14 protein-coding genes are annotated in these 14,450 nt (G+C 72.0%); 10 read left to right on the forward strand and 4 right to left on the reverse strand.

From position 1 onward, the window contains the following. Positions 1 to 9 precede the first annotated feature (9 nt). Positions 10 to 564 carry a hypothetical protein gene (locus tag ACFY1U_RS06935; RefSeq protein WP_390693061.1) on the reverse strand — a complete coding sequence of 185 codons (555 nt, stop codon included), beginning with the start codon at positions 562 to 564 and terminating at the stop codon, positions 10 to 12. A gap of 272 nt (positions 565 to 836) precedes the next feature. Here ACFY1U_RS06935 and tsaB point away from each other — a divergent pair, with 272 nt between their 5' ends. From tsaB to ACFY1U_RS06955, 4 genes are read left to right on the forward strand one after another with little or no spacing between them, the layout of a single operon-like run. Continuing rightward, a complete protein-coding gene (tsaB, locus tag ACFY1U_RS06940; protein WP_390693062.1) occupies positions 837 to 1,493 on the forward strand; it encodes a tRNA (adenosine(37)-N6)-threonylcarbamoyltransferase complex dimerization subunit type 1 TsaB in 657 nt (218 codons plus the stop codon). Next, the gene (rimI, locus tag ACFY1U_RS06945; protein ID WP_390693063.1) at positions 1,490 to 2,023 is read left to right on the forward strand and encodes a ribosomal protein S18-alanine N-acetyltransferase; all 534 of its coding nucleotides are present in this window, start codon (positions 1,490 to 1,492) and stop codon (positions 2,021 to 2,023) included. Before tsaB ends, rimI begins: the two co-directional genes overlap by 4 nt. Further along, positions 2,016 to 3,107 carry a tRNA (adenosine(37)-N6)-threonylcarbamoyltransferase complex transferase subunit TsaD gene (tsaD, locus tag ACFY1U_RS06950; protein ID WP_390693064.1) on the forward strand — a complete coding sequence of 364 codons (1,092 nt, stop codon included), beginning with the start codon at positions 2,016 to 2,018 and terminating at the stop codon, positions 3,105 to 3,107. Before rimI ends, tsaD begins: the two co-directional genes overlap by 8 nt. Further along, entirely contained in the window at positions 3,104 to 3,361 is a 258-nt protein-coding gene (locus tag ACFY1U_RS06955; RefSeq protein ID WP_390693065.1) for a hypothetical protein, read from the forward strand. The genes tsaD and ACFY1U_RS06955 overlap by 4 nt, the downstream gene beginning before the upstream one ends. Here the strand turns inward: ACFY1U_RS06955 and ACFY1U_RS06960 are convergent. After that, the gene (locus ACFY1U_RS06960) at positions 3,312 to 3,818 is read right to left on the reverse strand and encodes a hypothetical protein (RefSeq protein WP_390693066.1); all 507 of its coding nucleotides are present in this window, start codon (positions 3,816 to 3,818) and stop codon (positions 3,312 to 3,314) included. The two genes, ACFY1U_RS06955 and ACFY1U_RS06960, sit on opposite strands and share 50 nt — an antisense overlap. Before the next feature lie 29 nt (positions 3,819 to 3,847). After that, on the reverse strand, positions 3,848 to 6,151 hold the full coding sequence (locus ACFY1U_RS06965; RefSeq protein WP_390693067.1) for a glycoside hydrolase family 3 N-terminal domain-containing protein: 2,304 nt from the start codon (positions 6,149 to 6,151) through the stop codon (positions 3,848 to 3,850). Between the two features lie 152 nt (positions 6,152 to 6,303). On the opposite strand from ACFY1U_RS06965, the gene ACFY1U_RS06970 reads away from it, so the two are divergent. The 6 genes from ACFY1U_RS06970 (at position 6,304) to ACFY1U_RS06995 (ending at position 13,257) form a co-directional block, all read left to right on the forward strand. Continuing rightward, a complete protein-coding gene (locus ACFY1U_RS06970; RefSeq protein ID WP_390693068.1) occupies positions 6,304 to 7,365 on the forward strand; it encodes a LacI family DNA-binding transcriptional regulator in 1,062 nt (353 codons plus the stop codon). Between the two features lie 111 nt (positions 7,366 to 7,476). Then, positions 7,477 to 8,844: an endo-1,4-beta-xylanase gene (locus tag ACFY1U_RS06975; RefSeq protein ID WP_390693069.1), complete on the forward strand. Its 1,368-nt coding sequence runs from the start codon at positions 7,477 to 7,479 to the stop codon at positions 8,842 to 8,844. A 161-nt stretch (positions 8,845 to 9,005) separates the two neighbouring features. Then, on the forward strand, positions 9,006 to 9,968 hold the full coding sequence (locus ACFY1U_RS06980; RefSeq protein WP_390693660.1) for an LCP family protein: 963 nt from the start codon (positions 9,006 to 9,008) through the stop codon (positions 9,966 to 9,968). 82 nt (positions 9,969 to 10,050) lie between these two features. Beyond that, positions 10,051 to 11,445, forward strand: coding sequence for an FG-GAP-like repeat-containing protein (locus ACFY1U_RS06985; RefSeq protein ID WP_390693070.1), 1,395 nt, complete (start codon positions 10,051 to 10,053; stop codon positions 11,443 to 11,445). A gap of 134 nt (positions 11,446 to 11,579) precedes the next feature. Continuing rightward, complete coding sequence (locus tag ACFY1U_RS06990; protein ID WP_365834869.1) at positions 11,580 to 11,936, forward strand: YciI family protein; 357 nt, start codon at positions 11,580 to 11,582, stop codon at positions 11,934 to 11,936. A gap of 46 nt (positions 11,937 to 11,982) precedes the next feature. Continuing rightward, positions 11,983 to 13,257: an RNA polymerase sigma factor gene (locus ACFY1U_RS06995; RefSeq protein WP_390693071.1), complete on the forward strand. Its 1,275-nt coding sequence runs from the start codon at positions 11,983 to 11,985 to the stop codon at positions 13,255 to 13,257. Here ACFY1U_RS06995 and ACFY1U_RS07000 read toward each other — a convergent pair whose 3' ends face one another. Continuing rightward, the gene (locus ACFY1U_RS07000) at positions 13,258 to 14,433 is read right to left on the reverse strand and encodes a methyltransferase domain-containing protein (protein WP_390693072.1); all 1,176 of its coding nucleotides are present in this window, start codon (positions 14,431 to 14,433) and stop codon (positions 13,258 to 13,260) included. Positions 14,434 to 14,450: the final 17 nt, after the last annotated feature.

The following is a 14,450-nucleotide window of genomic DNA, read 5'->3' on the forward strand; positions in this document are numbered from 1 at the left end:
CGAAGCCGCTCAGGGGATCACGGCGATCTGTGCGCCGATCGTCGCGAACTCCCACAGCGCGGCGCCGTCCTTTCGGGACTCGCGGATCCCGCCCGTGCGCACCGTCGGGTCGGGTGCCGCCGGCGAGGTCCTGACCGCCGCGCTGAAACCGACGGGGACGCCTTCCACGCTGGTGAAACGGACGACGTGCTCGATGGCGGTGCCGTCGGTGCCGATGGCGGAGTTCGAGCGGGAGGTGACCCCGTAGACGCCGGGCGCCGGGTCGACATTGCCCGGGGCGACCGGGAAGCTGCGCAGGACCTGGTTGCGGGCGTCGACCAGCCAGACCCGGGCGGAGCCCACCGAGTAGACGACACGTTGCCCGGCGCCGGACGCGGCGGGCGGCAGGCCGGAGTTGCGCTGGGCGCCGGGCGCTCCCGGAACGGCCACGGTGGGTGAGGCGCTCGCCTGCGGCTTGCCGAAGCCGGCCGGCGCGGTCACGTAGGCCCGGTAGCCGAGGAAGCCGACGGTGGCCAGGGCGGCCACGGTGAGCCCGAACACGAACCCGGAGCTGCTCCTCGCCATGGTCGCCACCTGCCCCATTCGCCTCGAACGTCACGCTTTGCGGCGACCGTAGCAGCCCGTAGCCGCCCGACCGGGGCGGCGATGCCCGAGGTGGGGGCCCGTGTCGGACACCCGGCCTGCCCCACGGAGCCCGGCACAGGCTCCCCTTTGCGGTCGCCCGGTCCGCCACGCTCGAACAGCTTCGCGCGGAACGCCTTGGTGCTGGGGGGCCGGTCTCTGTGCGCGGACGACGGGGCGTCCGACACGGGCCCCGGGAGCCGTAGGCTGTTTGCGTGCTCTTGCTCGCTCTGGATACCGCAACCCCAGCCGTGACCGTCGCCCTGCACGACGGCACGGACGTCATCGCCTCCTCGAGCCAGGTGGACGCCCGCCGGCACGGTGAGCTGCTGCTGCCGGCCGTCGACCGGGTGCTCGCCGAGGCTGGGCTCGGGCTCGACGCCGTCACCGGCATCGTCGTCGGCATCGGGCCCGGCCCCTACACCGGACTGCGCGTCGGCCTGATGACCGCGGACACCTTCGGGCTCGCGCTCGGTGTCCCCGTGCACGGAGTGTGCACGCTCGACGGTCTGGCGTACGCGGCCGACATCGACAAGGGCCCCTTCGTCGTGGCGACCGACGCCCGGCGCAAGGAGGTCTACTGGGCGCGCTACGCGGACTCCCGGACCCGGCTGACCGACCCCGCCGTCGACCGGCCCGCCGACATCGCCGACCGGGTGGCGGGGCTGCCCGCCGTCGGCGCGGGCGCGCTGCTGTACCCGGACACCTTCCCGAGCGCGCACGAGCCGGAGCACGTGTCGGCCGCCGCGCTCGCGAGTCTGGCCGCCGAGCGGCTGGCCAAGGGCGAGGAACTGCCCGAGGCCCGGCCGCTGTACCTGCGCCGCCCGGACGCCCAGGTCCCCAAGAACTACAAGGTGGTCACCCCCAAGTGACCGAACCCGTGACCACTCGGCTGCGCGAGATGCGCTGGTGGGACATCGACCGCGTGCTCGAACTGGAGAAGGACCTCTTCCCCGAGGACGCCTGGTCCCGCGGCATGTTCTGGTCGGAACTCGCCCACGCCCGCGGCCCCGAGGCGACCCGCCGCTATGTCGTCGCCGAGGACGGCGAGGGGCGGGTGGTCGGGTATGCGGGCCTCGCCGCCTCCGGAGACCTGGCCGACATCCAGACGATCGCCGTCACCCGCGAGCAGTGGGGCACCGGCCTCGGCGGACGGCTCCTCGCCGAGCTGCTGCGGGCCGCCACCGCCTTCGAGTGCGCCGAAGTGATGCTGGAGTGCCGGATCGACAACATCCGCGCCCAGAAGCTCTACGAGCGCTACGGCTTCGAGGCCATCGGCTTCCGGCGCGGCTACTACCAGCCCGGCAATGTGGACGCCCTGGTGATGCGGCTGACCACGCAATCCGACGGCGGCCCCGCCGCGGGACCGACTTCCGAACGAGAAACCGAGATCCATGGCTGACGAACCCCTGGTCCTGGGAATCGAGACCTCCTGCGACGAGACCGGCGTCGGCATCGTCCGCGGCACCACCCTGCTGGCCGACGCCGTCGCCTCCAGCGTCGACGAACACGCCCGCTTCGGCGGCGTCGTCCCCGAGGTCGCCTCCCGGGCGCACCTGGAGGCGATGGTGCCGACGATCGACCGCGCGCTGAAGGAGGCGGGGGTGAGCGCGAGGGACCTGGACGGCATCGCGGTCACCGCCGGTCCGGGCCTGGCCGGCGCCCTGCTGGTCGGCGTGTCGGCGGCGAAGGCGTACGCGTACGCGCTGGGCAAGCCGCTCTACGGCGTCAACCACCTCGCCTCGCACATCTGCGTGGACCAGCTGGAGCACGGCGCGCTGCCCGAGCCGACGATGGCGCTGCTGGTGTCCGGCGGACACAGCTCGCTGCTGCTGTCGACGGACATCACCTCGGACGTACGTCCCCTGGGCGCGACCATCGACGACGCGGCCGGCGAGGCCTTCGACAAGATCGCGCGGGTGCTGAACCTCGGCTTCCCGGGCGGCCCGGTCATCGACCGCTACGCACGTGAGGGCGACCCCTCGGCGATCGCGTTCCCGCGTGGACTGACCGGTCCGCGCGACCCGGCGTACGACTTCTCCTTCTCCGGGCTGAAGACGGCCGTGGCCCGCTGGATCGAGGCCAAGCGGGCGGCGGGCGAGGAGGTGCCGGTGCGGGACGTGGCGGCCTCCTTCCAGGAGGCGGTCGTCGACGTGCTCACCCGCAAGGCCGTACGCGCCTGCAAGGACGAGGGCGTCGGGCATCTGATGATCGGCGGCGGTGTGGCCGCCAACTCCCGGCTGCGCGAGCTCGCCCGGCACCGCTGCGAGGCGGCCGGGATCGAACTGCGGGTGCCGCGGCCGAAGTTGTGCACCGACAACGGGGCGATGGTGGCCGCTCTCGGCGCGGAGCTGGTGGCCCGCAACCGGGCGGCGTCGAGCTGGGACCTGTCCGCCGACTCGTCGCTGCCGGTGACGGAGGCGCACGTACCCGGGCACGACCACGACCATGTGCACGAGGTCAGCAAGGAGAACCTGTACTCGTGACGGTCGCGTTGATGTGGGAGGCACGGGCGGCCGAGGGCCGGGGCGAGGAACTGCTCGCCTGGGCGCGGGCGCAGGAACTCCCGGCGCGACCGGTGCGCCGGGAGACCTTCCGGGCCGCGCAGGACCGCGTCCTCGTCATCACCTGGTGGGACGCGGCCCACGACGCCGAGCTGCCCGAACTGCCCGAGCCGGACGGTGAGTTGGTCATGCGGGCGGTGCACCGGTGGCGGTTCGAGTCGGTGGGGGAGGGCTGAGGGGCGAGTAGGCCAGCTGCCGCTCCCCGTCCTCGTCGGACAACCGCCACAGCAGCTTGCCGTGCCGGCGTTCCCACAGGCCGCCGACAGCCGCCTTGGCCAGGTAGTCCGTCGCCACCAGCAGAACGAAGACCCAGATGTCGGACCAGACGTAGACGAGGCCGACCGCCAGCACGAAGAGGATGACCGAGCGCACCGCGGTCTCTCCGCTGCCGGACGCCTGGCCGGCCTCCGGCAACGGGCCCGCGGACTCGAAGTCCCGTCGGTGGCCGAAACGGGTGGAGCGCACGAGTGCCGCGATGACCAGGAAGGCGAGGGCCACGATCGCCGCGTTCTCCGTGTCGGTGGTCGACCACTGCCGGCTCCCCCGCGTGCCGACCGCCACCGCCGTACCGGCCACGATCCCGGCCAGCTTCGCCGCACCTGACGCCAGTTCGTGGCGCACGTATCTGACCATCGCACCCCCCCGGGTTCCTCGGCCCGGGGTCACCCTGCCCCCGAAACCTCCGTCTCGCAGCACAGCCGCCGCTCGGTGCCGAGCACCCGCACCGGGCCGGTGAGCTGGAGGTGTGCCGTGTGTCGTACCTCCGCGCTCGACGCGGCCAACCGTAGTTCGAGGGCGCCCGGCTCGACCACCCGGCGGCCCGAACGGTCGGTGAACGCCGAGAGGTCGGTGTGGAAATGAAAGGTGACCCGGGAGGCCTCTCCCGGGTCCAGCTCCAGCCGCCGGTAGCCGATGAGGCGTACGTCGGGCCGCGTCACCGAGGCCACCGGGTCGTGCAGGTAGAGCTGCACGACCTCCGCGCCCGCGCGCTCGCCCGTGTTGCGGACGGTGACCGTCACGTCGTACGAGCCGTCCGTGTCGATCTGCGCCCCGGCGGACTCGGACTCCCACGCGAACGTCGTGTACGAGCGGCCGTGGCCGAAGGGGTACAGCGGGGTCGGGTCGAGGTTGCTGACCTCGCCCGCGAGGCCCAGCGGAGGCTGGAGGTACGTCCACGGCTGGCCGCCGGGGACCCGCGGGACGCTCACCGGGAGGCGGCCCGAGGGGTTCACGCGGCCCGACAGCACTCCCGCCACCGCCGGGCCGCCCTCCTCCCCGGGGAAGAACGCCTGCACCACCGCGGCCAGCCGGCCGTCCCAGCGGCCCAGGGCGTACGGGCGACCGGTGAGCAGCACGAGGACCACGGGCACCCCGGTGGCGACCAGCGCGTCCAGCAACTCGCCCTGCACACCCGGAAGCCGGAGGTCCGTCACATCGCAGCCCTCGCCCGAGGTGCCCCGGCCGAACAGGCCCGCCCGGTCGCCGAGGACCGCCACGCACACGTCCGCCTCGGCGGTCCGCGCCACCGCCTCCTCGATCCCCGACAGGTCCGGGTCCGAGGTGTCGCAGCCTTCCGCGAACGTCACCTTGGCGTCCGGGAGTTCGGCCCGCAGCGCCTCCAGGACGGTCGGGATCTCCACACCCATGGGAACGTCGGGATGGTGGGCCAGGACGTGGGACGGGAAGGAGTAGCAGCCGAGCATCGCCAGCGCGTCGGCCGCGCGCGGCCCGACCACCGCGATCCGGGTGTCGGGCGGGAGCGGAAGGACCCCGGCCGGGTTGTCCAGGAGCACCACCGACTCCTCGGCGAGACGGCGGGCCAGCGCCCGGTTCGCCGCCGAGTCCAGGTCGATCACGGCGGCGGGCTCGGGGTCCCAGTCCTCGTCCAGGAGGCCCAGCTCGCACTTCTGGAGCAGTACCCGGCGGGCCGCGCGGTCCACCAGCGCCTGAGGAACCACTCCCGCTCGTACCGCCTCCAGCAGGGGTTTTCCGTAGCACTTGAGCGTCGGCAGCTCCACGTCGATGCCGGCCGCGAGCGCCGCGTGCGCCGCCTCGGCGGGGGAGCCCGCCACCCGGTGCAGGGTCTCCAGGAAGCCGATGCCGAAGTAGTCCGCGACCACCGTGCCGGTGAACCCCCAGTCCTCGCGGAGGAGTTGGGTCAGCAAGGACGGGTCCGCGGAGGCCGGAATGCCGTCCGTGTCCGTGTACGCCGCCATGACCGAGCGGGCGCCGCCCTCGCGCAGCGCCAGCTCGAACGGCGGCAGGGTCACGTCCGCGAACTCGCGGATGCCGGCCCGCACGGGTGCGAGATTGCGGGCGCCCGCGGAGGACGCGTACCCGGCGAAGTGCTTCAGCGTGGCGACGATCCCGGCGGACTCAAGGCCGCGCACATAGGCCGCCCCGACCGTGCCCACCAGGTACGGGTCCTCGCCGATCGTCTCCTCGACCCGTCCCCAGCGCGGGTCGCGTACGACGTCCAGGACCGGGGCGAGGCCCTGGTGCACCCCGGCCGTGCGCAGGTCGCCGCCGATGGCGCGGGCCATCTCCTCGACCAGCGGCGGATCGAAGCTCGCGCCCCAGGCCAGCGGGACGGGGTAGGCGGTGGCGCCCCAGGCCGTGAACCCGGCCAGACACTCCTCGTGCGCCACGGCCGGGATCCCGAACCGGCCCGCCTCGGCGATACGGCGCTGGGCGCGGGCCAGTGCCTGCGCGCCCAGCGCCGGGTCCACGGGGGCGGTGCCGTAGGAGCGGGTGAGCTGGCCCAGGCCATGGGTGATCAGCTCGTCCCAGTCGTAGTCGGCGGTCATCTCGCTCTGCAGGGGGGCGACTCCGTCGCCGTCCGTGGCGGCGCCCACCCACACGCCGTACAGCTGGGCGGTCTTCTCCTCGAGGGTCATCCGGGAGAGGAGGTCGTCGACGCGGGCGGCGGCGGGCAGGGCGGGGTCACGCCAGGGGGCGGTGGTCATGAAACTCCTGCTCTGGTCGAGTGGGTGGGGCCCTCTCACGAACGCTGACAAACTCTGGCGACGAATGTTTCGTTATGTATATCGAATGTTCCGGGAACCTAGGCCGGTCCGGAGGCTTCGTCAAGAGGTCGTGCAGGGATACGATCGCCGCCATGACACCCCCGGAGCCCGTTGAAACACGGACGACAACCCCGACAGTGGGCCGGTCGGCACAGACCGCGACGCTCGCCGAGATCGCCCGCGAGGCCGGCGTGTCCGCGCCGACTGTTTCGAAGGTCCTCAACGGCCGCGCGGACGTGGCCCCGGCCACCCGCACGCGCGTCGAGGAACTGTTGCGCGCCCACGGCTACCGGCGCCGACGAGCCGAGGCGAGCCGCTCGCCCCTGATCGACCTGGTCTTCCACGAGCTGGAGAGCGCGTGGGCGATGGAGGTTATCCGGGGCGTGGAGAACGTGGCCCGGGACGCGGGCCTCAGCGTGGTGCTGAGCGAGAGCGCCGGGCGGCTGACGCCCGGGCGGACCTGGGCGGACCAGGTCGCCGCCCGCCGCCCGCACGGCGTGATCCTGGTGCTGTCCGGCCTTGACGAGTCGCAGCGGGCGCTGCTGACCAGCCGCTCCATCCCGTTCGTGGTGATGGACCCGGCCGGCGACCCCGGCGTCGACGTCCCCTCGATCGGCGCGACCAACTGGCAGGGCGGTCTCGCCGCCACCCGGCACCTGATCGAACTCGGCCACACCCGCATCGGCGCCATCACGGGACCGTCCCGGATGATGTGCAGCCGCGCCCGCGTCGACGGCTACCGGGCCGCGCTGGAGACCGCGGGCCTGCCGGTCGACCCGGCGCTGATCGCGACCGGCGACTTCCACCACGAGGCCGGCTACCGGCAGGGCCTGGAGCTGCTGCGCCGCCCGGACCGGCCCACCGCCGTCTTCGCCCTCAACGACCTCCAGGCGCTCGGCCTGTACGAGGCCGCGCGCGAACTGGGCCTGCGCATCCCCGAGGACCTGAGCGTGGTCGGCTTCGACGATCTGCCCGTCGCGCGCTGGGTGGGGCCGCCGCTGACCTCCGTACGGCAGCCGCTGACGGAGATGGCGGAGGCGGCGGCCAGGCTCGTCCTCGACCTGGGGCGGGAGGACCAGGCGCCGGTGGCCACCCGGGTGGAGCTGGCGACCAGCCTGGTGGTGCGCAGCAGCACGGCACCGCCACCGGCGTGACGAACGTGCCCTGGGTGGCCGGAAGTTGACGTATTGACGGGTGGTACGGCCGCCTCCACACTCCTCCGAAGCCAATCGGTTGCACGACCGAAACTTTCGGAGGCACCCGCGATGAGATCTCTGAGAACATCTCTGAGCACCTCTCTGAGAACAGGCTCATTCCTGGCGGCTCTCGCCACCGGCGCCGCGCTGCTGTTCACGGCGCCCGCGGCGCACGCCGCCGACACCCCGCTGCGCGACCTGGCCGCCGCCAAGGGCAAGGTCATCGGCACGGCGGTGACCGGCTCCAAGCTCACCGGGACGTACGGCGACCTCGCCGGGGCGCAGTTCAACTCGCTGACCCCCGGAAACGCCATGAAGTGGGGCTCGGTCGAGCCCGCCCGCGGCAGCTTCGACTGGACAGAGGCCGACCAGATCGTCGCCTTCGCGCAGGCCCACAACCAGCAGGTGCGCGGCCACACCCTGGTCTGGCACAACCAGAACCCCAGCTGGCTCACCAACGGCAACTGGACCTCCGCCCAGCTCAGCAGCCTCCTCCAGAACCACATCACCACCGAGGTCGGCCGCTACAAGGGAAAGATCGCCGCCTGGGACGTGGTCAACGAAGCGTTCAACGAGGACGGCACCTATCGCTCGGACCTCTGGTACAACACCCTCGGCGCCGACTACATCGCGAACGCCTTGACCTGGGCGCATGCCGCGGACCCTGCCGCCAAGCTGTACATCAACGACTACAACGTCGAGGGCGTCAACGCGAAGTCGACCGCCCTGTACAACCTGGTGAAGGACCTCAAGGCCCGTGGCGTCCCGATCGACGGCGTCGGCCTGCAGGCGCATCTGATCCTCGGTCAGGTGCCCTCGTCCTTGCAGCAGAACATCCAGCGCTTCGCCGACCTCGGCGTCGACGTGTCGATCACCGAGCTGGACGTGCGCATGGCGCTCTCCGCGGACAGCACGAAGCTCGCCCAGCAGGCCGCCGACTACAGGTCGGTGCTGAACGCCTGCGTGGCGGTCACCCGGTGCGCGGGCGTCACCGTCTGGGGCTTCACCGACTCCGACTCCTGGGTGCCGAGCACGTTCCCCGGCTACGGGGCGGCGACGCCGTACGACGAGAACTACGCGCCGAAACCGGCGTACCACGCGATCGCGGAGGCCCTCGGCGGTACGGCGACCCCGCCGCCCAGCGGTGCCTGCACGGCGACGTACAGCGTGACCAGCCAGTGGAACACCGGGTTCACCGGCCAGGTGACGATCGCCTGCTCGGGAGCCTCGCTGTCGTCCTGGAAGGCGAACTGGACGTTCGGCGCGGGCCAGCAGATCACTCAGGCCTGGAACGCCACCTGCAGTCAGTCGGGTACGGCGGTCACCTGCACGAACGCCTCCTACAACGGCTCGGTGCCGGACGGAGGTTCGGTGAGCTTCGGGTTCAACGGGTCCTGGAGCGGCAGCAATCCGGTGCCGGCGGTGACGCTGGGCTGAGGGTGAGATTTTCCGAAGAAAACCGTTCCGTGCCGTCGTCACTAACAATCCCCTAATAATTCGGACTTACGTTCCTGTCCGTGACGGGACTCGATGACAGCGCGGACGCGGGCAGACCCAGGGGCCGGCGGTCGAAGGCACTGAAGATCGCCGGCCTCACCATGGCGGGCCTGCTGGTGCTGGGCGCGGGTGCGGCGGGGTGGGCGTACTGGCACCTCGACCACAACATCAAGAGCGTCGACATCAACCAGGCGCTCGGCGACGACCGCCCCGCGAAGGCGGTGATCACACCCTCGCCGTCCGCGTCCCCCCTCCCGACCGGCTCCCTGAACATCCTGGTGCTGGGCTCGGACTCGCGCAGCGGCAAGGAGAACAAGGCACTCGGCGGGGGCAGCAGCTCCGGCGCCCGCTCCGACACGGCGATGGTCGTGCACATCGACGCGGGCCGGAAGAAGGCGACCGTCGTCAACATCCCGCGCGACACGCTCGTCACGCGTCCGTCCTGCCCGCTGAAGTCCGGCGGGTCGACGGCGGTGGCGTACAACTCGATGTTCAACAGCGCCTACTCGGTGGGCGGCGCGGTGTGCGCCGTGAAGACGGTCGAGTCGATCACGAACGTCCGCATGGACCACTACGTCGAGATCGACTTCTCGGGCTTCGCGAAGCTGGTGAACGCGCTCGGCGGCGTCACCGTGACCACCGGCCAGGACATCGACGACGACGACAGTCACCTCCACCTGAAGGCAGGCACCCACACCCTGAACGGCAAGCAGGCGCTGGCCCTGGCCCGCACCCGGCACGGCATAGGCGACGGCAGCGACCTCGGCCGCATAGGCCTGCAGCAGAAGCTGGTGAAGGCGCTGCTGGAGCAGATCTCCTCGACGAACCTGTTCACCGACCCCGCCAAGCTGTACACGGTGGCCGAGGCGGTGACCAGCAGTCTGACCACCGACACCGGCCTGGACTCGCTGAGCGAACTGGTCGGCCTCGGCGAGAGCCTGAAGGGCCTCTCCGCGGACCGGGTGAGGACGGTGATGATGCCGGTCGTGGCCGCGCCCTCGGACCCCAACCGGGTGGTGGCGAAGGAACCGGCGGCGAGCAGGCTGTGGGAATCCCTGCGCTGAAAGTGAGCCGGGGGACTACAACCATCGGGTGACACTGGGGGTCTCCTGGGTGACTGCATTGCCGTAACCAGGGGGATTCCAGATGTCCATCTCGCGTTCGTACAAAGCAACTTGGGCCGTGCCGATGATCGCCGGTGTGCTGGCGCTCGGGGGTGTTCCCGCGCTGGCGGGCAGCGCCGCGGCCGCTGCCCCGAAGACCGTCCGGGACGACTTCAACGGCGACGGTTACAAGGACCTCGCCATCGGCGCCCCGAACGCCACCGTCAGCGGCCGGCAGGGGGCCGGCGAAGTCGTCGTCATGTACGGCGGCCCGCACGGCCTCACCAAGGACCGGCGCACGGTCATCAGCCGTGCCAGCAGCGGCATTCCGGGCAGCCCCCAGTCGGGCGACTACTTCGGCGTCCAGCTGTCCAAGGGCGACCTGGACGGCGACGGGCGCACCGATCTGATCGTCGGGGAGGCGTCCTCGGAACGCGACGCGGTCGTCGTCTGGGGCGGCCAGCGCGGTCTGTCCGGCGGGGTGTCCGTGCCCGCCGCGGTCACCCAGGCCGGCGACTTCGACGGTGACGGCAAGCAGGACCTCGTCCTGTTCCGCGGGGGCCGCTCCGGGCACGACGAACCCAACGGCACCACGGCCACCGTCTGGACCGGCCCGATCTCCCGCACCGGCAAGCCGGCCGCCACCAGGGCCTTCGGCGCGACCGACCTCCAGTACGACGACGTCCTGGACACCGCCGCCGGCGATGTCAACGGCGACGGACGCGACGACCTCGCGCTGACCGACTACATCGGCGAGGGCGCCTCCACCTCCCGGTTCTACCTGGCCAACGCCTCCTCAGACGCCTTCACCCCCGCCAAGGCCCCCGAGGGCGACGGCGGGGTGGCCTTCGGCGACATCAACCACGACGGCTACGGGGACATCGTCCGGGGCGCCGAGAACTACAACACGGTCACCGTGGCCCTCGGCTCGGCCTCCGGTCTCAAGCCGCAGTCCACCTGGAAGACGTACAGCCAGAACACCGACGGTGTCCCCGGCGGCAAGGAGACCGTGGACGAGTTCGGCGCCGCGGTGGCGGTCGGCGACATCAACGGCGACGGCTACGACGACGTGGCCGTGGGCGCGCCCGGCGAGGAACTCGGCTACGACGACGGGGCCGGCACGGTCGACGTCCTGTACGGCACCCGAAGCGGTCTGACCGGAAAGGGCGCGCAGGGCTTCACCCAGAACACCAAGGGCGTCCCGGGAGCCGTCGAGACGAGCGACGGCTTCGGCGGCGCGGTCAGCCTCCTCGACATCAACGGCAACGGCTACGCGGACCTCGCGGCGGCGGCGCCCCACGAGAACGCAGGCGACGGCGCGGTCTGGTCCCTGCGGGGGCGTCCCACGGGCATCGTGACGGACGCGGCGTTCACCTTCGGCGGGCGGACGGTCGGGGCGCCGTACACGAAGGCGGCGTTCGGCTGGGAGCTGTCCTAGCAGGTCCTGGCAGGTCAGCGCTCCGGGAAAAAACTCCGAAGAAATACGCGGAGTCCGTCGATCCCGGCCTCTCCCGATCGACGCACTGGTGAGAGGCCGGGAAGGACCGGCCCCGTAGCGACCAAGGAGTCACCATGCCGCGTTACCTGTCGATGGTCCAGATCGACGAGAAGACCGCCCCCGCCGAGGGTCCCAGCGAGGCCCTGATGCAGCGCATGGGCGAGCTGATCGAGGAGATGACGAAGGCCGGGGTGCTGCTCGACACCGCCGGGCTCACGCCGACCGCCCAGGGGACCCGGGTGCGGTGGGAGAACGGGCAGCTGTCGGTGACCGACGGCCCCTTCACCGAGGCGAAGGAGGTCGTCGGGGGCTACGCGATCATCCAGGCCAAGGACATGGCCGAGGCGATCGAGTGGACCAAGCGCTTCCTGAAGGTGCACGAGGAGCACTGGACGGTCACCTGCGAGGTCCGGGAGATCATGGAGGGCTGAGCCGCTTCCTTGGCTGCGGGGACGTACGGGTGTCGAATGGGGGGCTGTGACCTCACAGCCCCCCACCACCGATGCCCGCTCCTCCGTGGAGACGGTCGTGGAGACCGTCTTCCGCATGGAGTCGCCGCGCATCATCGCCGGTGTCACCCGTGTCGTCCGGGACGTCGGCATCGCCGAGGAGCTCGCGCAGGACGCGCTGGTCGCCGCGCTGGAGCAGTGGCCGCGCGACGGCGTTCCCGACAACCCGGGCGCCTGGCTCATGGCCATCGCGCGGCGCCGGGCCGTGGACCTGGTCCGCCGCCGGGAGAACTATGCCCGCAAGCTGACCGAGATCGGCCGGGACCTGTCGGAGACCGCACCGCCCCAGGAGCCCGCCGACCCCGAGGACATCGACGACGACCTGCTGAGGCTCGTCTTCACCACCTGTCACCCGGTGCTGTCCGCGGAGGCCCGCACCGCCCTCACCCTGCGCCTGCTCGGCGGCCTGACCACGCAGGAGATCGCCCGCGCCTTCCTCGTCCCGGAGCCCACGGTCGCCCAGCGCATCGTCCGCGCCAAGAAGACCCTCGCCACCAGGAACGTCGCCTTCGAGGTGCCCTACGGCCCGGAACGCGAGGCCCGGCTCGGCTCCGTCCTGGACGTCATCTACCTGATCTTCAACGAGGGGTACGCCGCCACGGCCGGCGACGACTGGCTGCGCCCCGCGCTCTGCGAGGACGCGCTGCGCCTGGCCCGCGTGCTGTCCGCTCTGATGCCCAAGGAGCCCGAGGTGCACGCCCTGACCTCCCTCCTGGAGTTCCAGGCGTCCCGCGCGGCCGCCCGCACCGGTCCGGACGGCGAACCCGTCCTCCTCAAGGACCAGAACCGCCGCCGCTGGAACCGCATGCTCATCGCCCGCGGCATCACGGCCCTGCACCGCGCCGACGCCACCGCCACGGGCGCCCCGGGCCCGTACGCCCTCCAAGCCGCCATCGCCGCCTGCCACGCGCACGCGTACACCTACGAGGAGACCGACTGGAAGAGCATCGCGACGCTGTACGGCCTGCTCGCCGCCCGCGCCCCGTCCCCGGTCGTCGAACTCAACCGCGCCGTCGCCGTCTCCATGGCGGAGGGACCGGCACAGGGGCTGGCGATCGTCGACGCCCTGGCCGCCGAACCCACCCTGCGCGACTACCACCTGCTGCCCAGCGTCCGCGGCGACCTGCTGGCACGGCTCGGGCGCAGGGACGAGGCGCGCGAGGAGTTCGTACGGGCGGCGGGACTCGCGCGCAACGAACGCGAGCGGGAGCTGCTGCTGCGCCGTGCGGCCGATCCGTCCTGATCAGGCGGGGTGCCCGACAAGCATGGTCGGTGCCCCCGCCACACGCGTCAGGAACACGGTGGCCGAGCCCGGCCCCTGGGGCTTGACCTTCTTCCGCAGCTCCTCCGGCTCCACCGCCGAGCCCCGCTTCTTCACGGTCAGGATCCCGACCTCCCGCTCCCGCAGCAGGGCCTTCAACTTCTTGACGTTGAAGGGGAGTTGATCGGTGATCTCGTACGGGGTCGCATACGGCGTCGGCCGCAACTCGTCGGCGGTGATGTACGCGATGGTGGCGTCGACCAGCCCGCCGTCGAGTTCCTCGGCCACCTCGGCGACCAGATGGGCCCGGATGACGGCGCCGTCGGGCTCGTACAAGTACCGCCCTACGGGCCGGACTTGGGGGTCGGGCAACATGATGTCGGGCGAGGCCCAGATGCCGGCGAGCGACGGCAGCAGTGTCGCCCGCCGCGCGCCCGGTGTCCTGCCCGCGCCGAACCACAGCACCGCTTCCTTGACGTCCCCTCGGTCCGAGATCCATTCGGCCTCGGCCTCGGCGGGGATGGCTTCGTGCGGAATGCCGGGCGCGATCTTCAGCACACCGAGCGGCGCCTTGGACGCGGCGGACACGGCCCAGGACAGGGGAGGGGAGTAGGCCTCGGGGTCGAAGATCCGCCCTCGGCCGCCGCGCCGGGCCGGATCGACGAACACGGCGTCGTAGCCGGCCGTGTCCACCTCCGTGACGTCCGCCTCCCGCACCTCGATCAGCCCGGCCAGCCCGAGCGCGTCGGCGTTCGCGCGCGCCACGGCCGCCGTCGCCGGATCCCGGTCCACGGCGAGGACCCTGATCCCGGCCCGGGCGAACGCGATCGCGTCCCCGCCGATCCCGCAGCACAGGTCGGCCACGGACCGCACCCCCAGTGCCTGGAAGCACTCCGCCCGGTACGTGGCGACGCTCGCCCGCGTCGACTGCTCCACCCCGTTCGGCGTGAAGAACATCCGCTCCGCGTCCTCGGCGCCGAACTTGGCCGCCGCCCGCTGCCGCAGCCGCGCCTGTCCGAGTGCCGCCGACACCAGCCCGGCGGGGTGCTCGCGGCGCAGCCGGGTGGCGACGGCGAGCTCGTCGGCAGGGGCCGTGCCGCGCACCTCGTCGAGGAGGGCGCGGCCTTCGGGGGTGAGCAGGTCGGCGAGGTCGTTCACCGGCCCATTGTGGGCCA

Origin of the sequence: Streptomyces sp. NPDC001351 (assembly GCF_042896045.1) — a bacterium.
Lineage (GTDB): Bacteria > Actinomycetota > Actinomycetes > Streptomycetales > Streptomycetaceae > Streptomyces.

Coding starts and splice junctions, on each gene's coding strand:
- ACFY1U_RS06935 (WP_390693061.1), bottom strand. CDS start 564: ATGGCGAGGAGCAGCTCCGGGTTCGTGTTCGGGCTCACCGTGGCCGCC.
- tsaD (WP_390693064.1), top strand. CDS start 2,016: ATGGCTGACGAACCCCTGGTCCTGGGAATCGAGACCTCCTGCGACGAG.
- ACFY1U_RS06960 (WP_390693066.1), bottom strand. CDS start 3,818: ATGGTCAGATACGTGCGCCACGAACTGGCGTCAGGTGCGGCGAAGCTG.
- ACFY1U_RS06965 (WP_390693067.1), bottom strand. CDS start 6,151: ATGACCACCGCCCCCTGGCGTGACCCCGCCCTGCCCGCCGCCGCCCGC.
- ACFY1U_RS06970 (WP_390693068.1), top strand. CDS start 6,304: ATGACACCCCCGGAGCCCGTTGAAACACGGACGACAACCCCGACAGTG.
- ACFY1U_RS06975 (WP_390693069.1), top strand. CDS start 7,477: ATGAGATCTCTGAGAACATCTCTGAGCACCTCTCTGAGAACAGGCTCA.
- ACFY1U_RS06980 (WP_390693660.1), top strand. CDS start 9,006: ATGGCGGGCCTGCTGGTGCTGGGCGCGGGTGCGGCGGGGTGGGCGTAC.
- ACFY1U_RS06985 (WP_390693070.1), top strand. CDS start 10,051: ATGTCCATCTCGCGTTCGTACAAAGCAACTTGGGCCGTGCCGATGATC.
- ACFY1U_RS06990 (WP_365834869.1), top strand. CDS start 11,580: ATGCCGCGTTACCTGTCGATGGTCCAGATCGACGAGAAGACCGCCCCC.